This window comes from Vibrio sp. dhg (genome assembly GCF_003443775.1).
Taxonomy (GTDB): domain Bacteria; phylum Pseudomonadota; class Gammaproteobacteria; order Enterobacterales; family Vibrionaceae; genus Vibrio; species Vibrio natriegens.
The window spans coordinates 1,110,092-1,129,127 of sequence record NZ_CP028944.1 but is presented as its reverse complement, the minus strand read 5'-3'; the positions used below and the strand labels follow the sequence as shown (position 1 = coordinate 1,129,127).

The window sequence follows — 19,036 nt, the reverse complement described above, 5'->3', positions numbered from 1 at the left end:
CTTAATTTATCGGGAATTAAGTACAAGCCAGCCATTGTGCTGGCTTATTTTTTGTACCACTAAGGAGGCTCCCATGAACCCAATCAGTCGCGTCGCTATCATCGGTGAATGTATGGTGGAGCTTAGGAAACATCATGGCGTGCTACAGCAAGGTTTTGGTGGTGATACCCTCAATACTGCTGTTTACCTGTCTCGTTTAACCCAACAACATGGCGTCGAAACATCCTATGTGACTGGGCTGGGACTCGATCCGTTTAGCCGCGAAATGCTGACAGCTTGGCAGGACGAAGGCATCAACACCGACATGGTCTACTTCTCTGAAGATAAATTGCCGGGCATTTATGCGATTGAAACCGCGGACGATGGTGAACGAAGTTTCTTTTACTGGCGTGAAGACGCTGCAGCAAAATATTGGCTACGCGAGCAAAACTTTGAATCTTTGGTTAAAGATCTTTGCCAACATCAAATGATTTATCTTAGCGGTATCAGTTTAGCTATTATCGCTGAAGAGCATCGTCAAACGCTGATCGACCTGTTGGCTGCCTGCCGTAACGAGGGCGTTACGATAGCGTTTGATAACAATTTCCGGCCAAAACTTTGGCCAAGTATAGAGTTGGCTCGTCGTTTCTACTCGCAAATTCTCAGTGTTACTGACATGGCATTTTTGACTTTTGATGATGAGGTCATGCTATGGGGTGACAAAGAGGAATCTGAAGCCATTAATCGTAGCAAAGGCTTTGGAGTGAAAGAGATCATTGTTAAGCGCGGCGCGGACGACTGTTTTGTTGTGACACAAGACCAACAGCACTCCGTTGCGGCATTGAAAGTAGACGCTGTGGTCGATACGACGGCAGCTGGCGACTCTTTCAGTGCAGGTTACCTTGCAAAACGCATTCTAGGCGGAGACGTTGCTGAGTCTGCGCTGGCTGGGCACAAAGTGGCTGGTTCTGTAATCCAACATCGCGGTGCAATCATTCCAAGCGAATCGATGCCGACTATTTAAGGAACGATGAAATGAAAGACCTAAATCAACAACTTTCTGAAATTAAAGTAGTCCCTGTTATTGCAATTAAAGATGCAAGCAAGGCTGTAAAATTGGCTCAGGTATTGGTTGAAAACGGCCTGCCTTGTGCTGAAATCACGTTTCGTACTGAAGAAGCGGCACTTGCGATCAAGAATATGCGCGACGCGTATCCAGAGATGTTAATTGGCGCGGGCACTGTCCTAACCAGTGCTCAGGTGGATGAAGCGATTGAAGCTGGTGTCGATTTTATTGTTAGCCCGGGCTTTAACCCAACCACCGTTAAATACTGTCAGCAGCGTAACATCGCTATCGTACCTGGTGTAAATAATCCAAGTCTGGTTGAACAAGCGATGGAAATGGGCCTTCGTACCCTTAAGTTTTTCCCTGCGGAGCCATCAGGTGGCACAGCAATGCTTAAAGCACTTTCAGCGGTATACCCAGTTAAATTCATGCCAACAGGTGGAGTAAGTCATAGTAACGTAAAAGATTACTTGGCTATTTCTTCTGTATTAGCGTGTGGTGGAACCTGGATGGTGCCTGGTGATTTGATTGACAACGAGCAATGGGACGAACTTGCGTTGTTGATTCGTGAAGTTGCAACAATTATTGAATGATTTATACCCTGCTAAGCCTGAAAACTATCGTTGATAGTCAAAAAAGCTATTAGGCATTTTGCCGACGCCCGGCTCCACCGGGCGTATTTTTTATCGTGAATTGCTATTGATTGGATTCGGCATCTTCACGCTTAATCACTTTATGCCCATCTTCTGCCACGCCTTGTTTCCAGTAGCTGCTGATGTAGATATTTTCACGCTCGACTTCTTTTTCATTGCGGAAGTACTGGCGTAATGCGCGCATAGAATCAAATTCACACGCACACCAAACGGCGGCATTCCCTTCCAACCATTCCAATTCGCGGACGGCGTCTGCCAGATTTTGTCCTTCAGTCAGCCAAATCAGTTCCATACCCGCCGGCGCGTGCAGTGGTTGAATGTCTGCGGCGGAGATGACGCTAATTACCGCATAGCCCTTTGCTTCTTCAGACAACGTTCGGATTTTGGCGGACAGAGCAGGGAGGGCAGTCATATCGGCGGCCATGAAAAACCAATCTGCGTCGGTATTGAGGTTAGAAATACTACCCGGACCAACGATGTTGATGGTGTCTCCTTTCTGTGCTGACATCGCCCAGCGAGCGGCGAATCCACATTGCAGATCTTGTGTGATATGTCGAACAAAATCGACTTCAATGCTGCATTTCTCTGGATGGTAACGGCGAATGGTATAAGTACGCATCAACGGGCGATTATCTTCAGACATCGCTTCTAAAGTGGTTCCACCATCTTGATTAAAAAGCAGCTTGATGTAGCTACCCTCACAGTCTGCCGGGAATTGGCTGAGGGCGTCTCCTTGCAAAGTAAGGCGCTGCATGTTTGGGGTAATCGTTTCTGTGTGCGTAACGACAAGTTCTTTAGGTTCAGGTTTCTTTTTCATCTTTACTTTTCTCGATAATTATTCTCTTTCTCATTTAAGAATATCAATATCTCTCTTGAGAGAGTAGTGTCTTTAAACAAATTTACACTGTGAATTGAAACTGAAACTCAAACCTAAGCGAGAATGTTCGCTTGTTCGATGATTATCCCTCAAACATTAAAAAAACCTCCGTAGAGGTTTTGATTGGGATTCAGTTATATCATTGGAATCGTCGATAAAAGCAGTAATGCCGCCATGCCGTAATTAAACCCTTTGACACGTTTAGATGTGGTTAACCAGCGTTGAAGCTGTATCCCGGCAGCGGTCCAAAAAGTGACTGAGGGTAGGTTAGCCAAGCAGAAGATGCCTGCAATAAACGTCAGCTCTAGCCATGCGGCTCCCGAGCTGTACACCGTGACGGCCGTGAGCGCCATGGACCAGCCTTTTGGATTCACCCACTGAAATGCCGCCGCACCGATAAACGACATTGGCTTAAAATCATTTTTTGTTTCTGCTTTACCACTGGTGGCGATTTTATAAGTCAGATACAGCAAGTAACTTAAGCTGAGTGCTTTTAATATTGTATGGGTAACCGGATACGCGTGAAATAACCCCATTAAGCCAATACCAACCAGAATTAGCATTGCACCAAAGCCAAAAGTAATACCTAACATGTGTGGAATGGTGCGTTTAAACCCGACATTCGCGCCTGATGTCATCAGCATGATATTGTTCGGGCCCGGAGTAAAAGTCGATACAAAAGCAAACAATGCCAGAGCGCCTAATTGATGGTATTCCATAGTTTTTTCCTTACATCAAAACTGTCCTGAGTGGACGTCATCTTTCAAACAACTATAAGTAGAAACGTCATCAATATTGTGCTTTTATTGACCTTGAATGGATTAATTAAGCAATAAAAAATCATTATGGATAAATTTGACGAAAGAATATTGCAAGAGCTTAAGTTGGACGGAAGAATCTCCAATGTTGAGCTGTCTGAGAGAGTTGGTTTGTCACCTTCTGCGACGTTGCGCCGTGTGCAAGAATTGGAGCGTCAAGGCGTAATCAAAGGCTATCGTGCGGTGCTCGACAGTCAGCAACTGGGTGTCGGTTTTGTCGCGTATGTTTCGATAGGGTTAGCTTCTCACTCTAAACAGGCGCAGCACGCGTTTGAGGATCACGTACGTTTTGTGAAAGAAGTCGTTGAGTGTCATAACATCACTGGCGCGAACGAATATTTGTTGCGAGTAGAAACGCGGGACTTAGCCGCCTACAAAGCTTTTCATGCTGGTGTTCTTGGGGAGTGTGAGCACGTTCAGGGGATTACAACCATGGTGGTGATGGACACGCCTAAAGATGAGCGATGATAGCCTTACCACTGCTGCTTTTGGCGGTGTCTACGTGGTTTCCCACTTTTTCCAGTTCAGCATGGCGTGATCGGCAAGTTTGAGCATCGGGATATCTTCATGAGTATCACCGTAGGCATAGACGGAGGCAAAATCATTCAAGTTAAATGATTCGTGCACCCGTCTTACTTTTCTTTCCAAACTGCAATCGCCTTGCAGATATCGTCCGCTGATTGTGGGCGTGTTGGTCAACAGTTCACTGCACAGTAGATGGTATCCGTTTTCTTCACACCAGGGCCGTAAATACGCATTTAGGGAAGCTGATACCACGACAATGGTATCGCCATTTTGTTGATGCCAATCCAGTTTATCTGCGGCTTCTGGTCTGAGGTATTGGGGGATAATCTCGTTAGCGAATTGCGTACCGATGGCGTTAACGTGCTGAGTCTCTTTTCCAGCAAAGGCAATAAAGCTCGCAATCGGACGCATAATGTGAGCAGGTAATATTCCAATTTTGTACAACAAGTAGAATGGCGTAATTACGAACTTGCCGACGCTCTTTCGCTTGCCTGATGCGGAATAGTGCAAGAATAGGCTGTACATATCCTGATTGGTGATGGTGCCATCAAAATCAAACAGTGCCAATGACGGCTTTTTCACATTGCTCACTATGAATGCCTACTTGTTTTCGCTTTTATCAAGGTAACTTGATTTTGAATTATTGGTAAAATACCGCCAACCAAATTGTTTCCGTATCGGGGGCGGTCCAACTGACTTTGTGTTTAGTGTGTGCCGGGATATTAATGTAATCGCCTGCTTCTAGACGTTTGACTATATCATTCTCAAAGGTGAGTTCTCCCGCTCCTTTTAATACCAGCACCCACTCATTTTCTTCTTGATCGTACCAACCAGTTTCGGGAGAAGTCTGCCCGTAAGACACAATACGTTCAATACGCAACTTGTCGTAACACAGCAGATCTTCAAATATTTCTTCATTAACATCATGAGGTAAATCTTTAAACAGGTTCATCGCGTTTCCTGAGCTTGAAAAGTGTCTCACTCATCTGATGATAAGTGATTTATCGTCGTTCAGCCTGCTTAAGCTCGTGCCTCTAAAGGGGCAAGAGCTTCTCACACGCACATTTTGCATTACAAGGTTGTGTATCATTTGCATAATTTGTTGATCAATTTGGCGTTTTCTAACACAGACTCGCTATATTTTTTACAAATTGATTTCCGTCAAAATAGTAAGGTTTTTATGTGCTAGATTGCGCGCAGTTAACAAATATAAATACCCGAGTTCGTTAACACTCTGACTTTCCATTGGATATTGCAGAGTTTCATGAACCTGTGACGGGTACAAAAACGAAGCCCTATAAAAGGAAATAAAAATGAAAAAAACAATCTGCAGTTTGGCAGTGGTTGCTGCGCTCGTGTCACCAAGTGTTTTCGCTCATAAACAAGGTGACTTCGTTCTTCGCGTGGGTGCGGCGTCTGTGGTTCCTAATGATAGCAGCGATAAGATTCTTGGCTCTTCAGAAGAGCTGAAAGTGGATTCTAACACTCAGCTTGGATTGACATTTGGCTACATGTTTACGGACAACATCAGCTTTGAAGTGTTAGCAGCGACACCGTTTAGTCACGATATTTCTACAGATTTAGGCAATCTTGGAGATATCGCTGATACCAAACACCTGCCACCAACGTTTATGGTTCAGTACTACTTTGGCGAGCCACAAAGTAAGTTCCGTCCATACGTTGGTGCGGGTCTGAACTACACTATCTTCTTTGATGAAGGCTTTAATAACAAAGGTAAAGTTAATGGCCTGTCGGATCTGAAACTGGACGATTCATTTGGTTTAGCGGCAAACGTTGGTGTGGACTACATGATCAACGATCAATGGTTCCTAAACGCATCTGCTTGGTACGCGAACATTGAGACAGAAGCAACCTACAAAGCAGGTGGCGTGAAGCAAAAGACTGACGTAGAGATTAACCCTTGGGTATTTATGATCAGCGGTGGTTACAAGTTTTAAACAATAACCAGTAGTTTTCAGGTCTTTTGACCGCTAGCAATTTTTATAACGCGCAAGGCTAGAGGCCCAGCGTATGACAGGTTTGGCATGACTTTAGGGGCGGTATTCGGGCACTGCCCCTCTTTTTTGCTCTCATCTTTAAACCATAATGCACTAATCAAACGTTACTTCACTAAAATGTGGGTTGGCTTTTAGCGCTCGCATCATGAGCAGTTGTTCAGTCGGAAAGGCCACATGTTCGCCGTCAACATCAAGAAACAAACATTCTTGTCGCTGCATATCAAAGCCGGTATCAAACGCTCTCCCCTGATGGCTTTCACCATTCTTCAGAGTAATTTCAACAGGTAACTGAAACATACAGGCTATTTCAATAAAATCGTATTGATTGCAGGTCACCATCGTTGTTCTCCCTTTGTACCAAATCTATTTGCTTTAAGTATACCCAGTACAAAATGTTTGGTTTGAGATTCCACTCGAGGGGAATCGTTTCCACTGAAACCTAATCTTCATTTTACGCCTCTGGTTGGTCATAAAACAGACATGAAAGCGGGCTTTACTAAACCTATCGTCGAGCAAACGAAGCTAAGAAATGTCTGAAACGACCCTGAAGAGCAATTTTTTGAGCCCTGAGCGTAAATTAGGCTCACCGATTAAGCCGCAAGCTTATACCGCGCAACTCGCACATCGTATTCATCACTCTCCCCAGTTCGAAAATGGCCGGGTCAAAAATGCCATGCCGAACGTGCCAAGTCATCAGTCGCTCTGGCAGGTTTGCTGGAGCTATTTGGGAGGCCGTGCGCCACTGTGTCCCAATGGACATTTACCTTATTCCCCAATCGTTCAAGATCAGTTTTTACACCGCAGTGATTCTATGCGAGTGACCTGGCTTGGACACTCAACCATGCTGGTGGAAGTGAATGGGGTTCGTATTCTGACCGATCCGGTATTTGACTATGCTTCACCGTTAATCGCGAAGGCTTGGTTCGAGCGTAACATCCCTAATACACACGCTCGAGAGAGTTTGCCTATCCCAGATGTTATCGTGATCTCGCACGATCATTATGATCACCTGGAGGCTTCGAGTATCCGTTTTTATGCAGATAAATCAGTCACCTTTTACGTGCCGCTTGGCGTTGGTAAACACCTTATCAAATGGGGAGTGTGTGCTGATGATATTGTTGAGTTCGACTGGTGGGAGAGCATACAGTATGCCAATGTCGAGCTTATTTGTACGCCCGCTAACCATAACTCAGGGCGAACTTATCTCGATAAAAACACCACATTGTGGGCTTCATGGGTCATTAAAGGGCGAAGTGAGACACTGTACTTTAGTGGAGACAGTGCTTACGACCAGCATTTTGCCGATATCGCACAGCGGTGCGGACCAATCGACATTGCCTGTTTGGAAGTAGCGGCGGATGTAAAAAACAATCAGGGCTATCCGGTAGAAAACTGGGGCCACATGCAAGCACACCATACGGTTCAGGCATTCAAGGACTTACAGGCGAAAAAGTTATTGCCTGTCCACTGGGCAACTTATGAGTTGTTCACGCATAAATGGGATGAGCCAATTGAAGATTTGATTCGCCACTGCCAAAGCGAAAGCGTAACGTTACTCACGCCTATGCCGGGAGAGAGTTTTCTTGTTCAGAACGAATACAAAAACCGAACTTGGTGGCAGAAGGAATTCAGTGAAGAACGCGTAAGAGGGGTTGAGGTGTAAGCTGTTGTTGCATCTTATGCTTATTGACGCCTCAGTGTGGTTAAGTCTTGAGCCTATTCTTCTCTGGTTCTCTGGTTCTCTGGTCGATTGGGTTTACTGATAGGCCGCGAGAGCTTGTTGCCAAATTCTAAGCATCTCATCGCTAAACAGGTAAAAGTGCATCTGCAGCGAGTGGTATTTCGGGCGCTGACAGACTGAGAGTGCCACTTCGGCAGCTTCATGTGGTGGATAACCATAAACCCCGCATGAGATGGCGGGTAGCGCGACAGTTTTACAGCCGCTTTCCAACGCCAGATCGAGTGCGTTTTTATAGGCCGACTCTAACACCGCTCGAGGGTCGTGAAATTTATCGTAGATCGGCCCAACTGCATGAATAACGTAACGTGCGTCTAACTTTCCAGCGGAAGTAATGCGCGCGTAGCCAAAAGGGCAGCGAATACCATCGATTTCTTTCACTGCTAAGCAAGCAACATACAGCTCGCGGCCAGCGACATGGTGAATCGCACCATCGACGCCTCCTCCACCGAGCATGCTTGGATTAGCAGCATTAACGATAGCATCGACTTTTGCTGTGGTGATGTCTCCCTTAATCAGTGAGATAGCGTTCATTCTGTTTGCCTTATCGAAATCATGTTGAGATAGCTGAAACTTACTCGATTATCACCTGAGGTTTGAGCTCGACAACATTCCCCTCGGGATCATTAATATAGAGCGAGCGTCCAAAACCTTGCGCGCCATAACGCTCGGCAAAATCCTCAGTCTGAATATCGTGGGTGTTCAGATATTGGATGAGTTCAGCTTCTTCAAACGGCGTAAGTTGCAAACAAAAGTGATCGACGTTCCTACCATTTTGGACAGGAGGTTTTCCGCCCAGTTTGCCCAGTTCACTCTCTACTGTGACGATATCAATCAATGCTGTACCGGCTCTGAGCTGAGTTAACCCCAATTCAGCGAGTTCCCTTTCGACCGGGCAACCTAGTATGTCTCGATAAAAGTACAACATGGCATTGAGATTAGTTGTTCGCAAAACAATGTGATCGAGTGCTTTTATTTCGATGGGGTTCTGACTAGGCATGTATTCCTCCTCCTGTTTGCTATTGAGAATAGCATATGGTTGAAGAGTGCTTGGACATCTGTGAAAGTGGCCAGCAGCACTTAAATCAAGATTAGGAACTTATGTCTGATATAAGAGTTTGTAATATTAATCAGCTAACGCAGAAACGGCCTGCTGAACACTACTGAAATGGATTTTAATGATGCATCTTTGAGCCTGACTAAATTCATGAGATTGAATCAGCGTAGTGACTTCCTCGACAGACAGGGTTTTGTTATTTGGGTTCAGGGTTATGTGATTGGCATTATCATGCTGCAAGCCGAAAGTTTGACCGTTTGAATCAATCACGTAATCTTCTTGTCCCCAAATGAGTGCCTGACACTCTGTTTGTAACTCTGAGTGGGATTGCAGATAGATGAGTTCGTCATCGCCCTCTAGTTTCAATAAGCACGGCCACATTACGGTGTTTAGCGTCATTCTATTGCCTTGTTGTTTACTGACGTTAAAAGCCAGAATTTGGTGTTTTCAAAAACTCAACTTCCTCTGGTGTACTCGTTCTTCCTAATATCGCATTACGATGTGGATAACGCCCAAATTGGTCGATGATGGCTTTGTGTTTTAGCTCAAAATCGTAGTTGTTTTCAAGCCCCGGAGCTCTATACAATTTTTCTGCTTCCACATGGATGACACGAGATTCACTATGCATAAACGGCATGTACAAAAAACTACGTTGATCGCGATTCAGCGCTTTATGCAGACCAAGTCGAATGGCCTCTTGTGCTAACGAGAGCGCGAGTGGATCTTGTGCAAACGCTTTTGGCGTATTGCGGTACACATTACGCGAGAACTGGTCGAGTACAATGATTTCGGCTAATCGACCTTGTGCACTGTCGCGCCAAGTAAACAATTCGCAGCGAGCCGCTTGTTCTAGCACTGAGGAAAACCGAGATTCAATGAGTTTATCCAGTTCAGGATTATTTTCGAACCAATTTTGTGGGGGCAGTTCTTCAAACCAGAACTTGATGATCGACTGATGCATAGCGCTTCCTTTTGTAACCATGTGTCAGTAGCAAAGAGCCAGAACGCAGATTCTGGCTCCTCTTTTTACTATCGACCGTACGTTTCTACGATGTAACGTTCAAAATCGTCACACATTTGCTCGTCGGATGTGGTATTGCTTGCGAGTTCCTTACTGCCGTCGACGACTTTAATTGTCGCGTTCAGCGATGCTACGGGAGCTCGTTCACGCGTGGTAAGTGAGTTGATTTTCTGCTGCTGCACTTCCCACGCTTGCTCTGGTGACAGATTACATACGTCGGCAAGATACTTGGCGTTGAATCCTTCACCTGTCAGGCTAACAATCGTTTCGTTGTGCGACAAATTGTTGCCTGCATGCCAGTAATGCTGCGCTAGTAGTGGACCGATTTCTGGGTTGTCGGTTAGGTAACCAAATTTATCCAGGAAGTAAGCTCGGGTCTGATACACCGCCATATGTGCGAGCAGATAACCTTGATAAGCACAAGCGGCTTCGTCAGAGAGCAGGTGCGGAATGGCCATGAGTGGGCGAGGGCTGCATTCCAACCCAAGAATCTGCTTCTCACAATCACGTGCAAGCTTGGTGATGCGCTCTGGCGTTAACTCTTCATCGCTGAGTTGATACAGCGCGCGCTCAAAATATGGCACAACTAAGATACTGCGCTCTTCGTAGGCTTTGAATGGCTGACGGCTGTTGATCATCGCTTGAATGATCTCATCAGGAACGGGGTTACCTTCATCATCCAGTGCGTACTGTTTTAGCCAGTCTGCATCGGTTAGCAGGCTGTCACAGAACATTGATTGTGTTTCTGCATACGCCATGGACGTCGGTGCAAACTCCTGTGAAAAACAAGGAGCATTCATTTTAACGTTGGCAAAGTGCGCGGCGTGGCCGCCTTCATGGAATAACGTATTAATGCCATCGTAGCCGCTGCCTACTTGGTCTGGTTTAGCATTACTGGTGAAGTTGACCTGCGCAGCAACCCATTCACCTTGGTTGTAAAAAGAAGGAATAGGGCCGTGGCAGAATCCGTTCGGGTATTTACCTTTGCGATCCAGTAAATCCAGAGTCAGTGTTGCGCCTGAGTAATCAATGTTCAGACGGCCAAACGACTCTACCCAGCGTCGCAGAGATTTCGAGAACGGTACGTATGGGTCTAGGTCACGCATGACGTCACCTGCGAATGAATAGATAAAGTTGTAGCCTGTCAGCGCATTTTGACCTTTCTCTTTCGCTAGGTTTTCTAAACTATTCAGGTGCGCATCTCGAGTACGCTGTTCGAAATCTTCCAGAATCTCGAACAGCTGCTCAGAGGTCATCTTCTCGGTTTTTTGTACTGAGTAATCAAAGAAAGTTGCATAACCCAATGAACGAGCGAATTGATTACGCAGTTTGATCAACTCAATAAAGCCATTTTCCAGCAACCATTGCTCGAGGTTCAGCAGCGCCTGGTGCGCAGATTGGCGCACTTCTTCATGATTATTGGTTCGAATGGTCGAGCTCAATACCGGAAGCGAACCTTCGGTTTGTTTGCCATTTTCATCGGTAAACGTTTGGACATGGTTCTGTTTTTTTTCAAAAAGCTCGGCTTCAAAGGCAATCAATTGATTTTTTAATTCTTGCGCTTTTTCACCTTCGATTGCATGTGATTCAAACATCGCCAGCCAGCCTGACAAACCCGTGATGGTTTGCTGCTTTTCTTGCGGGTCAGAAATGGAGTCAGCGGCTTCAAGCTGTTGTTTGATTGCGGTAATTTGTTCCGCGTTGCTCAAAAAGCTTGTCCATGCTGTTTGTGCTTGCGTCGAACCGTCATGGTCATCGCTGATCCCCATGTAAGTTTCCCAAAAGAAATCTTCCTTGGTGCGGTGAATCGCGAGGTAGCGCTGATTGAGGTCGTTGAGGTAATGCGTTGCGGTCATTTTGATCCTTCAAATGGTTGCGTTATGTAGACGGTTGATTATGGCACGCTTGGGAGCAAGAACGGAGTGTGCACTTTATTTACTGCTTTTGCTGTTCGTAAACGTGGTTTTACTATTCGTTTACATTTTAATGGGTTAGTGGCTGGTTTGTTTCTAAGCGAGCCTGAAAATTAAACCTGGTTGGTTAAAGCGTAGGCGATTGTTTGCCTCAGTCTCGTCGTTGATCACGGCATTTAGCATCAAAGCCATACACAGATAGTTTTTGCATATATAGTTTATGCATTCTCTTTCAGCAACGATAAAAATTAAAATGATAAAGAAAACAATTACAACGTTACTGACACTAGGTTTGATGTTGACAGGGTGCTCGTCGGTCACATCGCCACAAAAGGATTCAGTGAATAGTATCCAAGAGAAATGTGCACTTATTCTCAGTAGCCATATGTCAGAGGATCAGCGCTGGGCGGTCTACAATGACTTGCTGCAGGAGTACGCAATACATGGTTTACACAATCAGGCTGATGGTGACCGGTTCAATGCGTTTATCCAGTCTGTGCAATCGGATGAAACCAGACAATTAATGACGGAGTTGATTGAGGTGACCGATTGGGGATGCGCCAATGGTAACTATCTCGAAGAGATGACGATGTTTATCGAAGAAGTGACAAAATAAACCGAGCGTAGGCCGCTCGGTTTTGTGTCTGTTATTCAGCAGGAGTTAAGAACCGCAATCGGCTGTGGGATTACTCTTCAGGGTATTCCCCCATACCTTGAGTTTTACCTTCTGCTTTCCAATGCTCACCTGGGTCAAACGCTTCATCACATAAGTCAACGGTATAGCCCATTTCGGTAATTTCTTTCAATGTTAGGTTGTCAGCGATTTTTGCAACTTCGCCGGCCTTATTGTGTAATTCCATGGTTGTTCTCCCTTACTTCCGTTTTTCGCCAAGTGACTTCAACGTGCTGCTCCAAGTACATCGAAGTGCCTTTGGTTTAAGTATATATGCCAGACGTGATAATGACGTATAAAACCCTATTTTTAATAAGTCTAATAAAGCGCTGGTAAGAGCTACTCGTCTAATTTGTATTAACGTCATGGTGATATTGGACAGTTTGTGATTTATTGGATTGTTCATTGTTTAGGAAGGAAACGTTATGGTGATTCTGGATCATGTGCTCGCACAGGAGATCGTCGACAGAACCATGTCTATTATTGGTCACAATGTTAATGTGATGAACTCATCTGGCATCATTATAGGCAGCGGTGACGCCAAACGAATTGGGCAGGTGCATGACGGGGCGGTGCTTGCGATAAGTCACGGGGAATCCTTAGAATTAACTCAACAGCAATGTTCTACTTTGCAGGGTGTGAAACCGGGTATCAATATGCTGCTCAAACTTCATGGTGAAGTGGTGGGCACGGTAGGTGTTACTGGAGAGCCAGACACCATCCGCGATTTTGCGAGTTTGGTTAAAATGACGGCTGAGCTCACCATTGAACAAGCCGCATTGGTCGAAAAGTTTCAGTGGGATAGGCGTCATCGAGAGGAGTTTATTCTGTCTTGGATCAAGGGCAGTTTAACCGACGAAGAGCTTAAAGATTGGGCAATGCGACTGTCGATTGATATTACTCAGCCCAGAGTCGCTACGGTAATTGAAGTTTCGACTTCATCAGCCTCTAAAAGCATGAAAAGTGTGCGAAATATTGTTGAGCTGTTGGAATATCCAGAACGAAATAACCTTGTCGCCATTGTCTCTGTAAACGAAATTGTCGTTCTTAAGCCGTATCAAAGTATCAAACAGTGGAACAGCCAAATAGAAAGCGAACGGATTGATAAACTGATGTCTCGCTTAAGTGACCATGACTCACATACCTTTCATATTGCTCTTGGTCAGGTATTTAGCGAGCCCAAAGATGTGGCGTTATCGTATCAAAGTGCGAAGCAAGTATTAGCCGTTGGGAAGCAGTTTTACCCAGAGCGACGTAAATACTTATTTAATGATTTACGCTTGCCGGTGTTGTTGGCTCCTTTGGCGGATATTTGGCAGGGTGAACAAATTATTGATAGTGTGAACTTGTTGAAGGGCAAAGATAAATCTGGTCAGTTACTGAAAACACTGGATGTATTATTCGAATGCGACGGGAACGTGAAAGAGTGCGCTAATGCTATGTTTATTCATAGAAATACACTTAGGTATCGTTTGGATAAGATCACGGAAATTACCGGTTTATCCACTACAGATTTTGTGGGTTTAGCTGAGCTATATATTGCGACCCGGCTCTCAAAAATGACCTAATATTGTGCATTGGCCCAATAACAGCCAATTTTCTATTCCGATCATTTGTCACTCGGCCTAAAGGAATCTGATCGCAATCAATTGATAATTCTAATGTCCCTACATATTGAGTGAGCGAGTCGTTTGACTCAGCTCGATACAATAAAAATAAATGGAGTTATCATGAACCTTATATTAATCCTGCTCGGGGTGATCGCGTTTATCGTGCTTACCACCACCAAATTTAAGTTACATCCCTTCCTTGCTTTAATAATCGCGGCGTTTCTTGCTGCGTTTGCATATGGCTTACCTGCCGATAGCATCGCTAAAACCATCGCTTCTGGCTTTGGCGGTATCCTTGGATACATCGGTTTAGTTATCGTCCTAGGTACCATCATCGGTGTTATCCTGGAAAAAAGTGGCGCGGCGATAACCATGGCGGACACTGTGATTAAAGTGCTGGGTGAGCGTTTTCCAACCCTCACGATGAGTATTATCGGTTACATCGTTTCTGTGCCAGTATTCTGTGATTCTGGCTTCGTTATTCTTAACTCTTTGAAAGAGTCACTGGCCAAGCGACTCAAAACGTCAAGTGTGGCGATGAGTGTGGCACTAGCAACAGGTTTATACGCGACACACACCTTTGTACCGCCAACTCCGGGCCCTATTGCAGCAGCAGGTAACCTTGGTTTGGAATCTAACCTTGGTTTGGTTATTGGCGTGGGTATCTTTGTAGCGGCGGTCGCAGCGTTAGCAGGTATGTTATGGGCAAACCGATTCAAACATGTTGAGCCTGATGGCCTTGAAGCAGAAGAAATTCAACATGATTGGAAAGCTCTGAAAGCCTCTTACGGCAAACTTCCGACCGCAAGCCAGGCATTTGCTCCAATTTTTGTTCCAATCTTACTGATCTGTTTTGGCTCCATTGCAAAATTCCCAAGCTTGCCGTTAGGTGAGGGTATACTGTTTGATGTACTGACTTTCCTAGGTCAACCTTTGACGGCATTGGTCATTGGCTTGTTCCTTTCAGTTCGCCTATTAAAATCGGACCGTAAGATTGAAGAGTTTGGTGAGCGCATTAGCCAAGGCATCACGGCGGCAGCGCCTATTCTATTGATTACTGGTGCTGGTGGTGCATTTGGAGCAGTGCTAAAAGCGACGCCGCTTGGTGATTACCTTGGTACGACATTATCAGCGTTAGGTGTTGGTATCTTTATGCCGTTTATTGTTGCCGCAGCTTTAAAGTCAGCGCAAGGTTCTTCAACCGTTGCTTTGGTGACTACCTCTGCTTTGGTAGCGCCAATGCTTACGCAGCTTGGTTTGGATTCAGAAATGGGCCGCGTGCTGACTGTAATGGCAATTGGTGCGGGTGCGATGACGGTTTCACATGCAAACGATAGCTTCTTCTGGGTTGTTTCTCAGTTTAGCCGAATGTCAGTCGGTTTGGCGTATCGAGCGCAAACCATGGCAACTCTAATTCAAGGTGTTACTGCAATGGCGTTGGTATACATTTTGAGTCTCGTTCTCTTATAAGTCTCAGGAAATAGATATGAAAGTGGTAATTGCACCTGATTCATTTAAAGAAAGCTTAACCGCCAAGCAAGTTAGCGAAGCGATAAAGGCAGGTCTTGCTCGTGTTTGGCATGATGCCGAGTTTGTTACGGTCCCCGTTGCCGATGGTGGCGAAGGTACTGTCCAGTCCTTGATTGATGCAACACAAGGTGAGCAAGTATTCACTACTGTTTTTGACCCTTTAAATAAAGAGGTTCAGGCGTTTTACGGCATTCTCGGTGATGGTGAAACTGCCGTGATTGAGATGGCAGAAGCCAGTGGCTTGCATCTTGTTCCTGCGGAAGATCGTGATCCTAAACTGACCAGCAGTTTTGGTACTGGTCAGTTGATTAAACATGCTTTAGATCGTGGTATGCAACGTTTAATCATTGGTTTGGGCGGGAGTGCAACCAATGACGGTGGTGTCGGTATGTTGACTGCGTTGGGCGTTAAATTTCTTGATGAATCGGGGAATGCAATTGCCACAAACGGTGGTGGCTTAATTAATCTCGCTTCCATCGATACGTCAGGCCTCGACGTCCGTTTAGCACAATGTGAAATACTCGTAGCATGTGACGTGGATAACCCTCTTTGTGGTGAAAAAGGTGCTTCGGCAACTTTTGGGCCACAGAAAGGAGCGACAACCACTGATATCTCTGTGCTGGATAATGCATTGCGTAAATTTGGTGAGTTGACAGAACAAGTCACAAGTAAGCATGTACTCACCCGAGAAGGTGCAGGTGCTGCAGGTGGAATGGGGGCTGCACTGCTAGGTTATACGTCTGCCCGTTTACAACCGGGCATTGAAATTGTATTAGAGACGGTCAAACTAGCGGATCATGTTGCCGATGCTGATATTGTTTTTACCGGAGAAGGAAGAATTGACCATCAAACGGCTCACGGGAAAACTCCTATGGGGGTCGCGAAAGTGGCGAAGCAATTTAACCTACCAGTAATAGCGTTGGCTGGCTGTGTGGGCGACAACTATCAAGCCGTTTATCAATGCGGTATTGATGCGGTATTTCCTTGTGTGCCAAGAGCCATGAGTTTAGCGGATGCGATGACAGAAGCGGAAACTAACGTGGCTAATTTGGCCGAGAACGTCGCACGGTTATGGACAAAGAAATGATTTAGTTCTGTCTGAGACAAAAAGATAAAACTCCACGTCATGTGGAGTTTTTTGTTGATATGGTGAACGATGGTGCTTAGTCTGAAACCAGCTCTGACAAACAGCGGATTTGCTGCTCAATGGGTTGACCCGGAGCGGGATCACCAGCAGCGTTAAACCATATAGCATTTAATCCCGCTTCGATCGCTGGGTAGATATCTTTGGTCGGTATGTCACCAATCATGGTCAACTCTTTTTCTTTAGCACCCAGGATTTTCGCCACCGCTTGGTAAAATTCGGCACGATTCTTTTTAATGCCGACATTGGCAAAGCAAAAATAACCGTTGATGTACTGGTCTAAATCAACTCGCTGGAACGCCCGCTGGACATCTTCCATTACTGAATCTGACGCACTGGTCGCGATGTAAATCTGATGATTTTGCGAGAGCGCTGCCAAAACCTCTTTGGCCTGAGGGATCGCTTCGACAGTGTTCCAGTCACACATTTTCCCTTTTGCGTGAGGGAAGTCGACCATTAATGTGTTGCCCCAATCGAATAGATAAATCATGTTTGAATTTTCCCTCTTTCACTCTATTAACGTTCTTATATTTCCAGAGCGTAGATTTTGTCTACGAAACGAATACCACCTATTTCATAAGCCTCTGGGATGACTTTCACTAAGCCAAAGCCGCATTTTTCCAACACATGTTCAGAGGCGATATTCCCCTCAGTTACCGTGGCAGAAAATACACTGATCTGATGTTGCGTATGTGCCCAGCTTATTACGGTTTCGAGAGTTTCGGGACCTAATTGCTTGCCATGAAACTCTGGCAGAAGCAAATAGCCGACTTCTGCGGTACCGTTATGAACAACAAACCCGGTGATACCTATCGGTTGTTCGGTTACGGAATCTTTTATCACCAAGCAAAGCCAGTGTTTGCTCTTCGGTGTCCAGGTTGATAAGCGCGATGCGAACTTTTCTCTTAGCTGTTCCTCGTTGGGTACATCGAAACAGAGAGAGATGATATCCCTTTCAGTATGAAGACGATGAAATAATGCCCAGTCGTTTTCTCCGATAGGTGTCATTATTGTTCTGGGAGTGGATAGTTGAATCGACATACGCTTCCTATCTGCATGAGGCTCAACAGACAGTTTCTCACCTTTTTTATACATTGTTCAATTGGTTGCATTTATAAAAGGCATTTATTTTGTGAGTGACGAATTATTCAAATTATTAATGCTGAAACTTTATTTATGGGATCAATGTGGCGATATTTCATTCTTGAGATACAGAAATCAGTAGCGTATGACGTGGATCATGTGCCACCTACCCACAAAGTATTAGTTTACAACCTACAATTACAATTTGTGAGCAAGTGTTGCGAGTTATTACAATGAAAAAACGAACTATTATTTTGTTATTAGCGGTTGGGATAGGGGTTGGTTGGCTAACCCTCGGGGGATCGGCTGCGGTGATGCATTACACTTCATCTACGGAGTTTTGTGTCTCGTGCCATACCATGGAAACACCTTATAAAGAGTATCAAGGGTCTGTTCACTTTAGTAACGCAAAAGGCATTCGCGCAGAATGTTCTGACTGTCACATCCCTCATGAACCTGTCGACTATTTGATTACGAAAATTCGTGCATCGAAGGATATTTACCACGAGTTCATCACAGGCAAATTAGATACGCCTGAAAAATACGAAGCGCACCGGAAAGAATTGGCTGAAATGGTTTGGGAGCAGTTCCGCGAAAATGATTCTGCAACCTGTCGTTCGTGTCACGACTTTGATGCGATGGAACCGTTTGAGCAATCACGTGATGCTGTAAAAATGCACGAGTACGGAATTGCAAACAATCAGACCTGTATTGATTGTCACAAAGGTGTGGCTCACTTCGCACCAGAGGCCGAACTCGACAGTAAAGCGTTTGAAACACTCATGAGCTTTACTACTCAAACTTCTCCGGGAGCAGAAGTGGTTTACCCAGTCACAGCCATCGATATGGGTGAGTTGGGTACTATTAATCCAACAACGAAGTTAGACGTTGTCAGTACGGAAGGTGATGCTCGCACGGTTAAACTGAACGCTTACCAAATGAAAGGCGCTGAACAAGTGCTCTACATGGGTGAAGGTCAACGTGCGATTGTCGCCACACTGACCGAGCAAGGTCAGCAAGCGCTTGAAGGTGGCGAGTTTGCTGCTGATGTATACGGTAACGAATGGCGCTCTGTTTCTCTAACTGGCACGATTGATTCTCCAGTAGTAGATACGCTAGAGCCAGTATGGTCATACGCAGAAGAGTTGGACAATGTTTACTGTGCAACTTGTCATGCGAAGATTCCTTCAAATCACTTCACGGTGAACGCATGGGGACCAGTCGCGAAGAGTATGGGTGATCGCACGGATATTACCGCCGAAAACCTAGAAATTCTGACTAAGTTCTTCCAGCACCACGCGAAAGATGTGGTTGGTCACTAACGATAAGTA

At 45.3% G+C, this 19,036-nt stretch carries 23 protein-coding genes; 10 read left to right on the top strand and 13 right to left on the bottom strand.

The genetic code is table 11. The features are described 5' to 3' along the window. Window positions 1-73: 73 nt before the first annotated feature. Window positions 74-1,003 (top strand): sugar kinase, encoded by a 930-nt coding sequence (locus DBX26_RS20830; protein WP_118120785.1) that lies wholly within the window; start codon window positions 74-76, stop codon window positions 1,001-1,003. A gap of 11 nt (window positions 1,004-1,014) precedes the next feature. Then, a complete protein-coding gene (locus tag DBX26_RS20825) occupies window positions 1,015-1,638 on the top strand; it encodes a bifunctional 4-hydroxy-2-oxoglutarate aldolase/2-dehydro-3-deoxy-phosphogluconate aldolase (RefSeq protein WP_118120784.1) in 624 nt (207 codons plus the stop codon). Window positions 1,639-1,741: 103 nt separating this feature from the next. Here the strand turns inward: DBX26_RS20825 and DBX26_RS20820 are convergent, their stop codons facing one another. Beyond that, window positions 1,742-2,515, bottom strand: a complete 774-nt coding sequence (locus DBX26_RS20820) for a siderophore-interacting protein (protein ID WP_014233479.1) — start codon at window positions 2,513-2,515, stop codon at window positions 1,742-1,744. Between the two features lie 194 nt (window positions 2,516-2,709). Further along, the gene (locus tag DBX26_RS20815; protein ID WP_014233480.1) at window positions 2,710-3,294 is read right to left on the bottom strand and encodes a LysE family translocator; all 585 of its coding nucleotides are present in this window, start codon (window positions 3,292-3,294) and stop codon (window positions 2,710-2,712) included. Between the two features lie 126 nt (window positions 3,295-3,420). Between DBX26_RS20815 and DBX26_RS20810 the strand changes: the two genes are divergently transcribed. After that, window positions 3,421-3,861: an Lrp/AsnC family transcriptional regulator gene (locus DBX26_RS20810; RefSeq protein ID WP_014233481.1), complete on the top strand. Its 441-nt coding sequence runs from the start codon at window positions 3,421-3,423 to the stop codon at window positions 3,859-3,861. A gap of 30 nt (window positions 3,862-3,891) precedes the next feature. On the opposite strand, the gene DBX26_RS20805 is transcribed toward DBX26_RS20810, so the two are convergent. Continuing rightward, entirely contained in the window at window positions 3,892-4,509 is a 618-nt protein-coding gene (locus tag DBX26_RS20805) for an HAD family hydrolase (RefSeq protein WP_118120783.1), read from the bottom strand. A gap of 49 nt (window positions 4,510-4,558) precedes the next feature. Continuing rightward, complete coding sequence (locus DBX26_RS20800) at window positions 4,559-4,870, bottom strand: cupin domain-containing protein (protein WP_118120782.1); 312 nt, start codon at window positions 4,868-4,870, stop codon at window positions 4,559-4,561. A 361-nt stretch (window positions 4,871-5,231) separates the two neighbouring features. Between DBX26_RS20800 and ompW the strand changes: the two genes are divergently transcribed. Further along, entirely contained in the window at window positions 5,232-5,876 is a 645-nt protein-coding gene (gene ompW, locus DBX26_RS20795; RefSeq protein ID WP_014233484.1) for an outer membrane protein OmpW, read from the top strand. Window positions 5,877-6,029: 153 nt separating this feature from the next. Here the strand turns inward: ompW and DBX26_RS20790 are convergent, their stop codons facing one another. Continuing rightward, the gene (locus tag DBX26_RS20790; RefSeq protein WP_020335096.1) at window positions 6,030-6,275 is read right to left on the bottom strand and encodes a Rho-binding antiterminator; all 246 of its coding nucleotides are present in this window, start codon (window positions 6,273-6,275) and stop codon (window positions 6,030-6,032) included. Between the two features lie 190 nt (window positions 6,276-6,465). On the opposite strand from DBX26_RS20790, the gene DBX26_RS20785 reads away from it, so the two are divergent. After that, window positions 6,466-7,599 (top strand): MBL fold metallo-hydrolase, encoded by a 1,134-nt coding sequence (locus tag DBX26_RS20785; RefSeq protein ID WP_118120781.1) that lies wholly within the window; start codon window positions 6,466-6,468, stop codon window positions 7,597-7,599. A gap of 93 nt (window positions 7,600-7,692) precedes the next feature. On the opposite strand, the gene DBX26_RS20780 is transcribed toward DBX26_RS20785, so the two are convergent. The 5 genes from DBX26_RS20780 to DBX26_RS20760 all read right to left on the bottom strand — a co-directional run bounded on the left by DBX26_RS20780 (window position 7,693) and on the right by DBX26_RS20760 (window position 11,608). Beyond that, entirely contained in the window at window positions 7,693-8,208 is a 516-nt protein-coding gene (locus DBX26_RS20780) for a macro domain-containing protein (RefSeq protein WP_014233487.1), read from the bottom strand. A 40-nt stretch (window positions 8,209-8,248) separates the two neighbouring features. Then, on the bottom strand, window positions 8,249-8,674 hold the full coding sequence (locus tag DBX26_RS20775; RefSeq protein ID WP_014233488.1) for a VOC family protein: 426 nt from the start codon (window positions 8,672-8,674) through the stop codon (window positions 8,249-8,251). A 126-nt stretch (window positions 8,675-8,800) separates the two neighbouring features. Further along, on the bottom strand, window positions 8,801-9,130 hold the full coding sequence (locus tag DBX26_RS20770; protein ID WP_020335099.1) for a DUF4144 family protein: 330 nt from the start codon (window positions 9,128-9,130) through the stop codon (window positions 8,801-8,803). Between the two features lie 25 nt (window positions 9,131-9,155). Beyond that, entirely contained in the window at window positions 9,156-9,692 is a 537-nt protein-coding gene (locus DBX26_RS20765; RefSeq protein ID WP_118120780.1) for a DUF924 family protein, read from the bottom strand. 68 nt (window positions 9,693-9,760) lie between these two features. Continuing rightward, the gene (locus DBX26_RS20760; protein WP_118120779.1) at window positions 9,761-11,608 is read right to left on the bottom strand and encodes a M3 family metallopeptidase; all 1,848 of its coding nucleotides are present in this window, start codon (window positions 11,606-11,608) and stop codon (window positions 9,761-9,763) included. Window positions 11,609-11,918: 310 nt separating this feature from the next. Between DBX26_RS20760 and DBX26_RS20755 the strand changes: the two genes are divergently transcribed. Beyond that, window positions 11,919-12,281 carry a hypothetical protein gene (locus DBX26_RS20755; RefSeq protein WP_118120778.1) on the top strand — a complete coding sequence of 121 codons (363 nt, stop codon included), beginning with the start codon at window positions 11,919-11,921 and terminating at the stop codon, window positions 12,279-12,281. A 70-nt stretch (window positions 12,282-12,351) separates the two neighbouring features. On the opposite strand, the gene DBX26_RS20750 is transcribed toward DBX26_RS20755, so the two are convergent. Next, window positions 12,352-12,525 (bottom strand): hypothetical protein, encoded by a 174-nt coding sequence (locus DBX26_RS20750; protein WP_014233493.1) that lies wholly within the window; start codon window positions 12,523-12,525, stop codon window positions 12,352-12,354. Window positions 12,526-12,763: 238 nt separating this feature from the next. Between DBX26_RS20750 and DBX26_RS20745 the strand changes: the two genes are divergently transcribed. The 3 genes from DBX26_RS20745 (at window position 12,764) to DBX26_RS20735 (ending at window position 16,565) form a co-directional block, all read left to right on the top strand. Continuing rightward, on the top strand, window positions 12,764-13,906 hold the full coding sequence (locus DBX26_RS20745; protein WP_118120777.1) for a sugar diacid recognition domain-containing protein: 1,143 nt from the start codon (window positions 12,764-12,766) through the stop codon (window positions 13,904-13,906). Between the two features lie 162 nt (window positions 13,907-14,068). Continuing rightward, a complete protein-coding gene (locus DBX26_RS20740; protein ID WP_014233495.1) occupies window positions 14,069-15,418 on the top strand; it encodes a GntP family permease in 1,350 nt (449 codons plus the stop codon). 16 nt (window positions 15,419-15,434) lie between these two features. Continuing rightward, the gene (locus DBX26_RS20735) at window positions 15,435-16,565 is read left to right on the top strand and encodes a glycerate kinase (RefSeq protein WP_118120776.1); all 1,131 of its coding nucleotides are present in this window, start codon (window positions 15,435-15,437) and stop codon (window positions 16,563-16,565) included. Between the two features lie 76 nt (window positions 16,566-16,641). On the opposite strand, the gene DBX26_RS20730 is transcribed toward DBX26_RS20735, so the two are convergent. Beyond that, window positions 16,642-17,112 carry an HAD family hydrolase gene (locus DBX26_RS20730; RefSeq protein ID WP_118120775.1) on the bottom strand — a complete coding sequence of 157 codons (471 nt, stop codon included), beginning with the start codon at window positions 17,110-17,112 and terminating at the stop codon, window positions 16,642-16,644. 35 nt (window positions 17,113-17,147) lie between these two features. Beyond that, a complete protein-coding gene (locus tag DBX26_RS20725) occupies window positions 17,148-17,663 on the bottom strand; it encodes a GNAT family N-acetyltransferase (RefSeq protein ID WP_118121243.1) in 516 nt (171 codons plus the stop codon). 269 nt (window positions 17,664-17,932) lie between these two features. Between DBX26_RS20725 and DBX26_RS20720 the strand changes: the two genes are divergently transcribed. Further along, window positions 17,933-19,027 carry a NapC/NirT family cytochrome c gene (locus DBX26_RS20720; RefSeq protein ID WP_118121242.1) on the top strand — a complete coding sequence of 365 codons (1,095 nt, stop codon included), beginning with the start codon at window positions 17,933-17,935 and terminating at the stop codon, window positions 19,025-19,027. Window positions 19,028-19,036: the final 9 nt, after the last annotated feature.

What these genes read in the sequence shown, in the direction of transcription:
- DBX26_RS20830 (WP_118120785.1), top strand. Translation starts at nt 74, where the DNA reads ATGAACCCAATCAGTCGCGTCGCTATCATCGGTGAATGTATGGTGGAG.
- DBX26_RS20825 (WP_118120784.1), top strand. Translation starts at nt 1,015, where the DNA reads ATGAAAGACCTAAATCAACAACTTTCTGAAATTAAAGTAGTCCCTGTT.
- DBX26_RS20820 (WP_014233479.1), bottom strand. Translation starts at nt 2,515, where the DNA reads ATGAAAAAGAAACCTGAACCTAAAGAACTTGTCGTTACGCACACAGAA.
- DBX26_RS20815 (WP_014233480.1), bottom strand. Translation starts at nt 3,294, where the DNA reads ATGGAATACCATCAATTAGGCGCTCTGGCATTGTTTGCTTTTGTATCG.
- DBX26_RS20810 (WP_014233481.1), top strand. Translation starts at nt 3,421, where the DNA reads ATGGATAAATTTGACGAAAGAATATTGCAAGAGCTTAAGTTGGACGGA.
- DBX26_RS20800 (WP_118120782.1), bottom strand. Translation starts at nt 4,870, where the DNA reads ATGAACCTGTTTAAAGATTTACCTCATGATGTTAATGAAGAAATATTT.
- ompW (WP_014233484.1), top strand. Translation starts at nt 5,232, where the DNA reads ATGAAAAAAACAATCTGCAGTTTGGCAGTGGTTGCTGCGCTCGTGTCA.
- DBX26_RS20790 (WP_020335096.1), bottom strand. Translation starts at nt 6,275, where the DNA reads ATGGTGACCTGCAATCAATACGATTTTATTGAAATAGCCTGTATGTTT.
- DBX26_RS20785 (WP_118120781.1), top strand. Translation starts at nt 6,466, where the DNA reads ATGTCTGAAACGACCCTGAAGAGCAATTTTTTGAGCCCTGAGCGTAAA.
- DBX26_RS20780 (WP_014233487.1), bottom strand. Translation starts at nt 8,208, where the DNA reads ATGAACGCTATCTCACTGATTAAGGGAGACATCACCACAGCAAAAGTC.
- DBX26_RS20775 (WP_014233488.1), bottom strand. Translation starts at nt 8,674, where the DNA reads ATGCCTAGTCAGAACCCCATCGAAATAAAAGCACTCGATCACATTGTT.
- DBX26_RS20770 (WP_020335099.1), bottom strand. Translation starts at nt 9,130, where the DNA reads ATGACGCTAAACACCGTAATGTGGCCGTGCTTATTGAAACTAGAGGGC.
- DBX26_RS20765 (WP_118120780.1), bottom strand. Translation starts at nt 9,692, where the DNA reads ATGCATCAGTCGATCATCAAGTTCTGGTTTGAAGAACTGCCCCCACAA.
- DBX26_RS20760 (WP_118120779.1), bottom strand. Translation starts at nt 11,608, where the DNA reads ATGACCGCAACGCATTACCTCAACGACCTCAATCAGCGCTACCTCGCG.
- DBX26_RS20755 (WP_118120778.1), top strand. Translation starts at nt 11,919, where the DNA reads ATGATAAAGAAAACAATTACAACGTTACTGACACTAGGTTTGATGTTG.
- DBX26_RS20750 (WP_014233493.1), bottom strand. Translation starts at nt 12,525, where the DNA reads ATGGAATTACACAATAAGGCCGGCGAAGTTGCAAAAATCGCTGACAAC.
- DBX26_RS20745 (WP_118120777.1), top strand. Translation starts at nt 12,764, where the DNA reads ATGGTGATTCTGGATCATGTGCTCGCACAGGAGATCGTCGACAGAACC.
- DBX26_RS20740 (WP_014233495.1), top strand. Translation starts at nt 14,069, where the DNA reads ATGAACCTTATATTAATCCTGCTCGGGGTGATCGCGTTTATCGTGCTT.
- DBX26_RS20735 (WP_118120776.1), top strand. Translation starts at nt 15,435, where the DNA reads ATGAAAGTGGTAATTGCACCTGATTCATTTAAAGAAAGCTTAACCGCC.
- DBX26_RS20730 (WP_118120775.1), bottom strand. Translation starts at nt 17,112, where the DNA reads ATGATTTATCTATTCGATTGGGGCAACACATTAATGGTCGACTTCCCT.
- DBX26_RS20725 (WP_118121243.1), bottom strand. Translation starts at nt 17,663, where the DNA reads ATGTCGATTCAACTATCCACTCCCAGAACAATAATGACACCTATCGGA.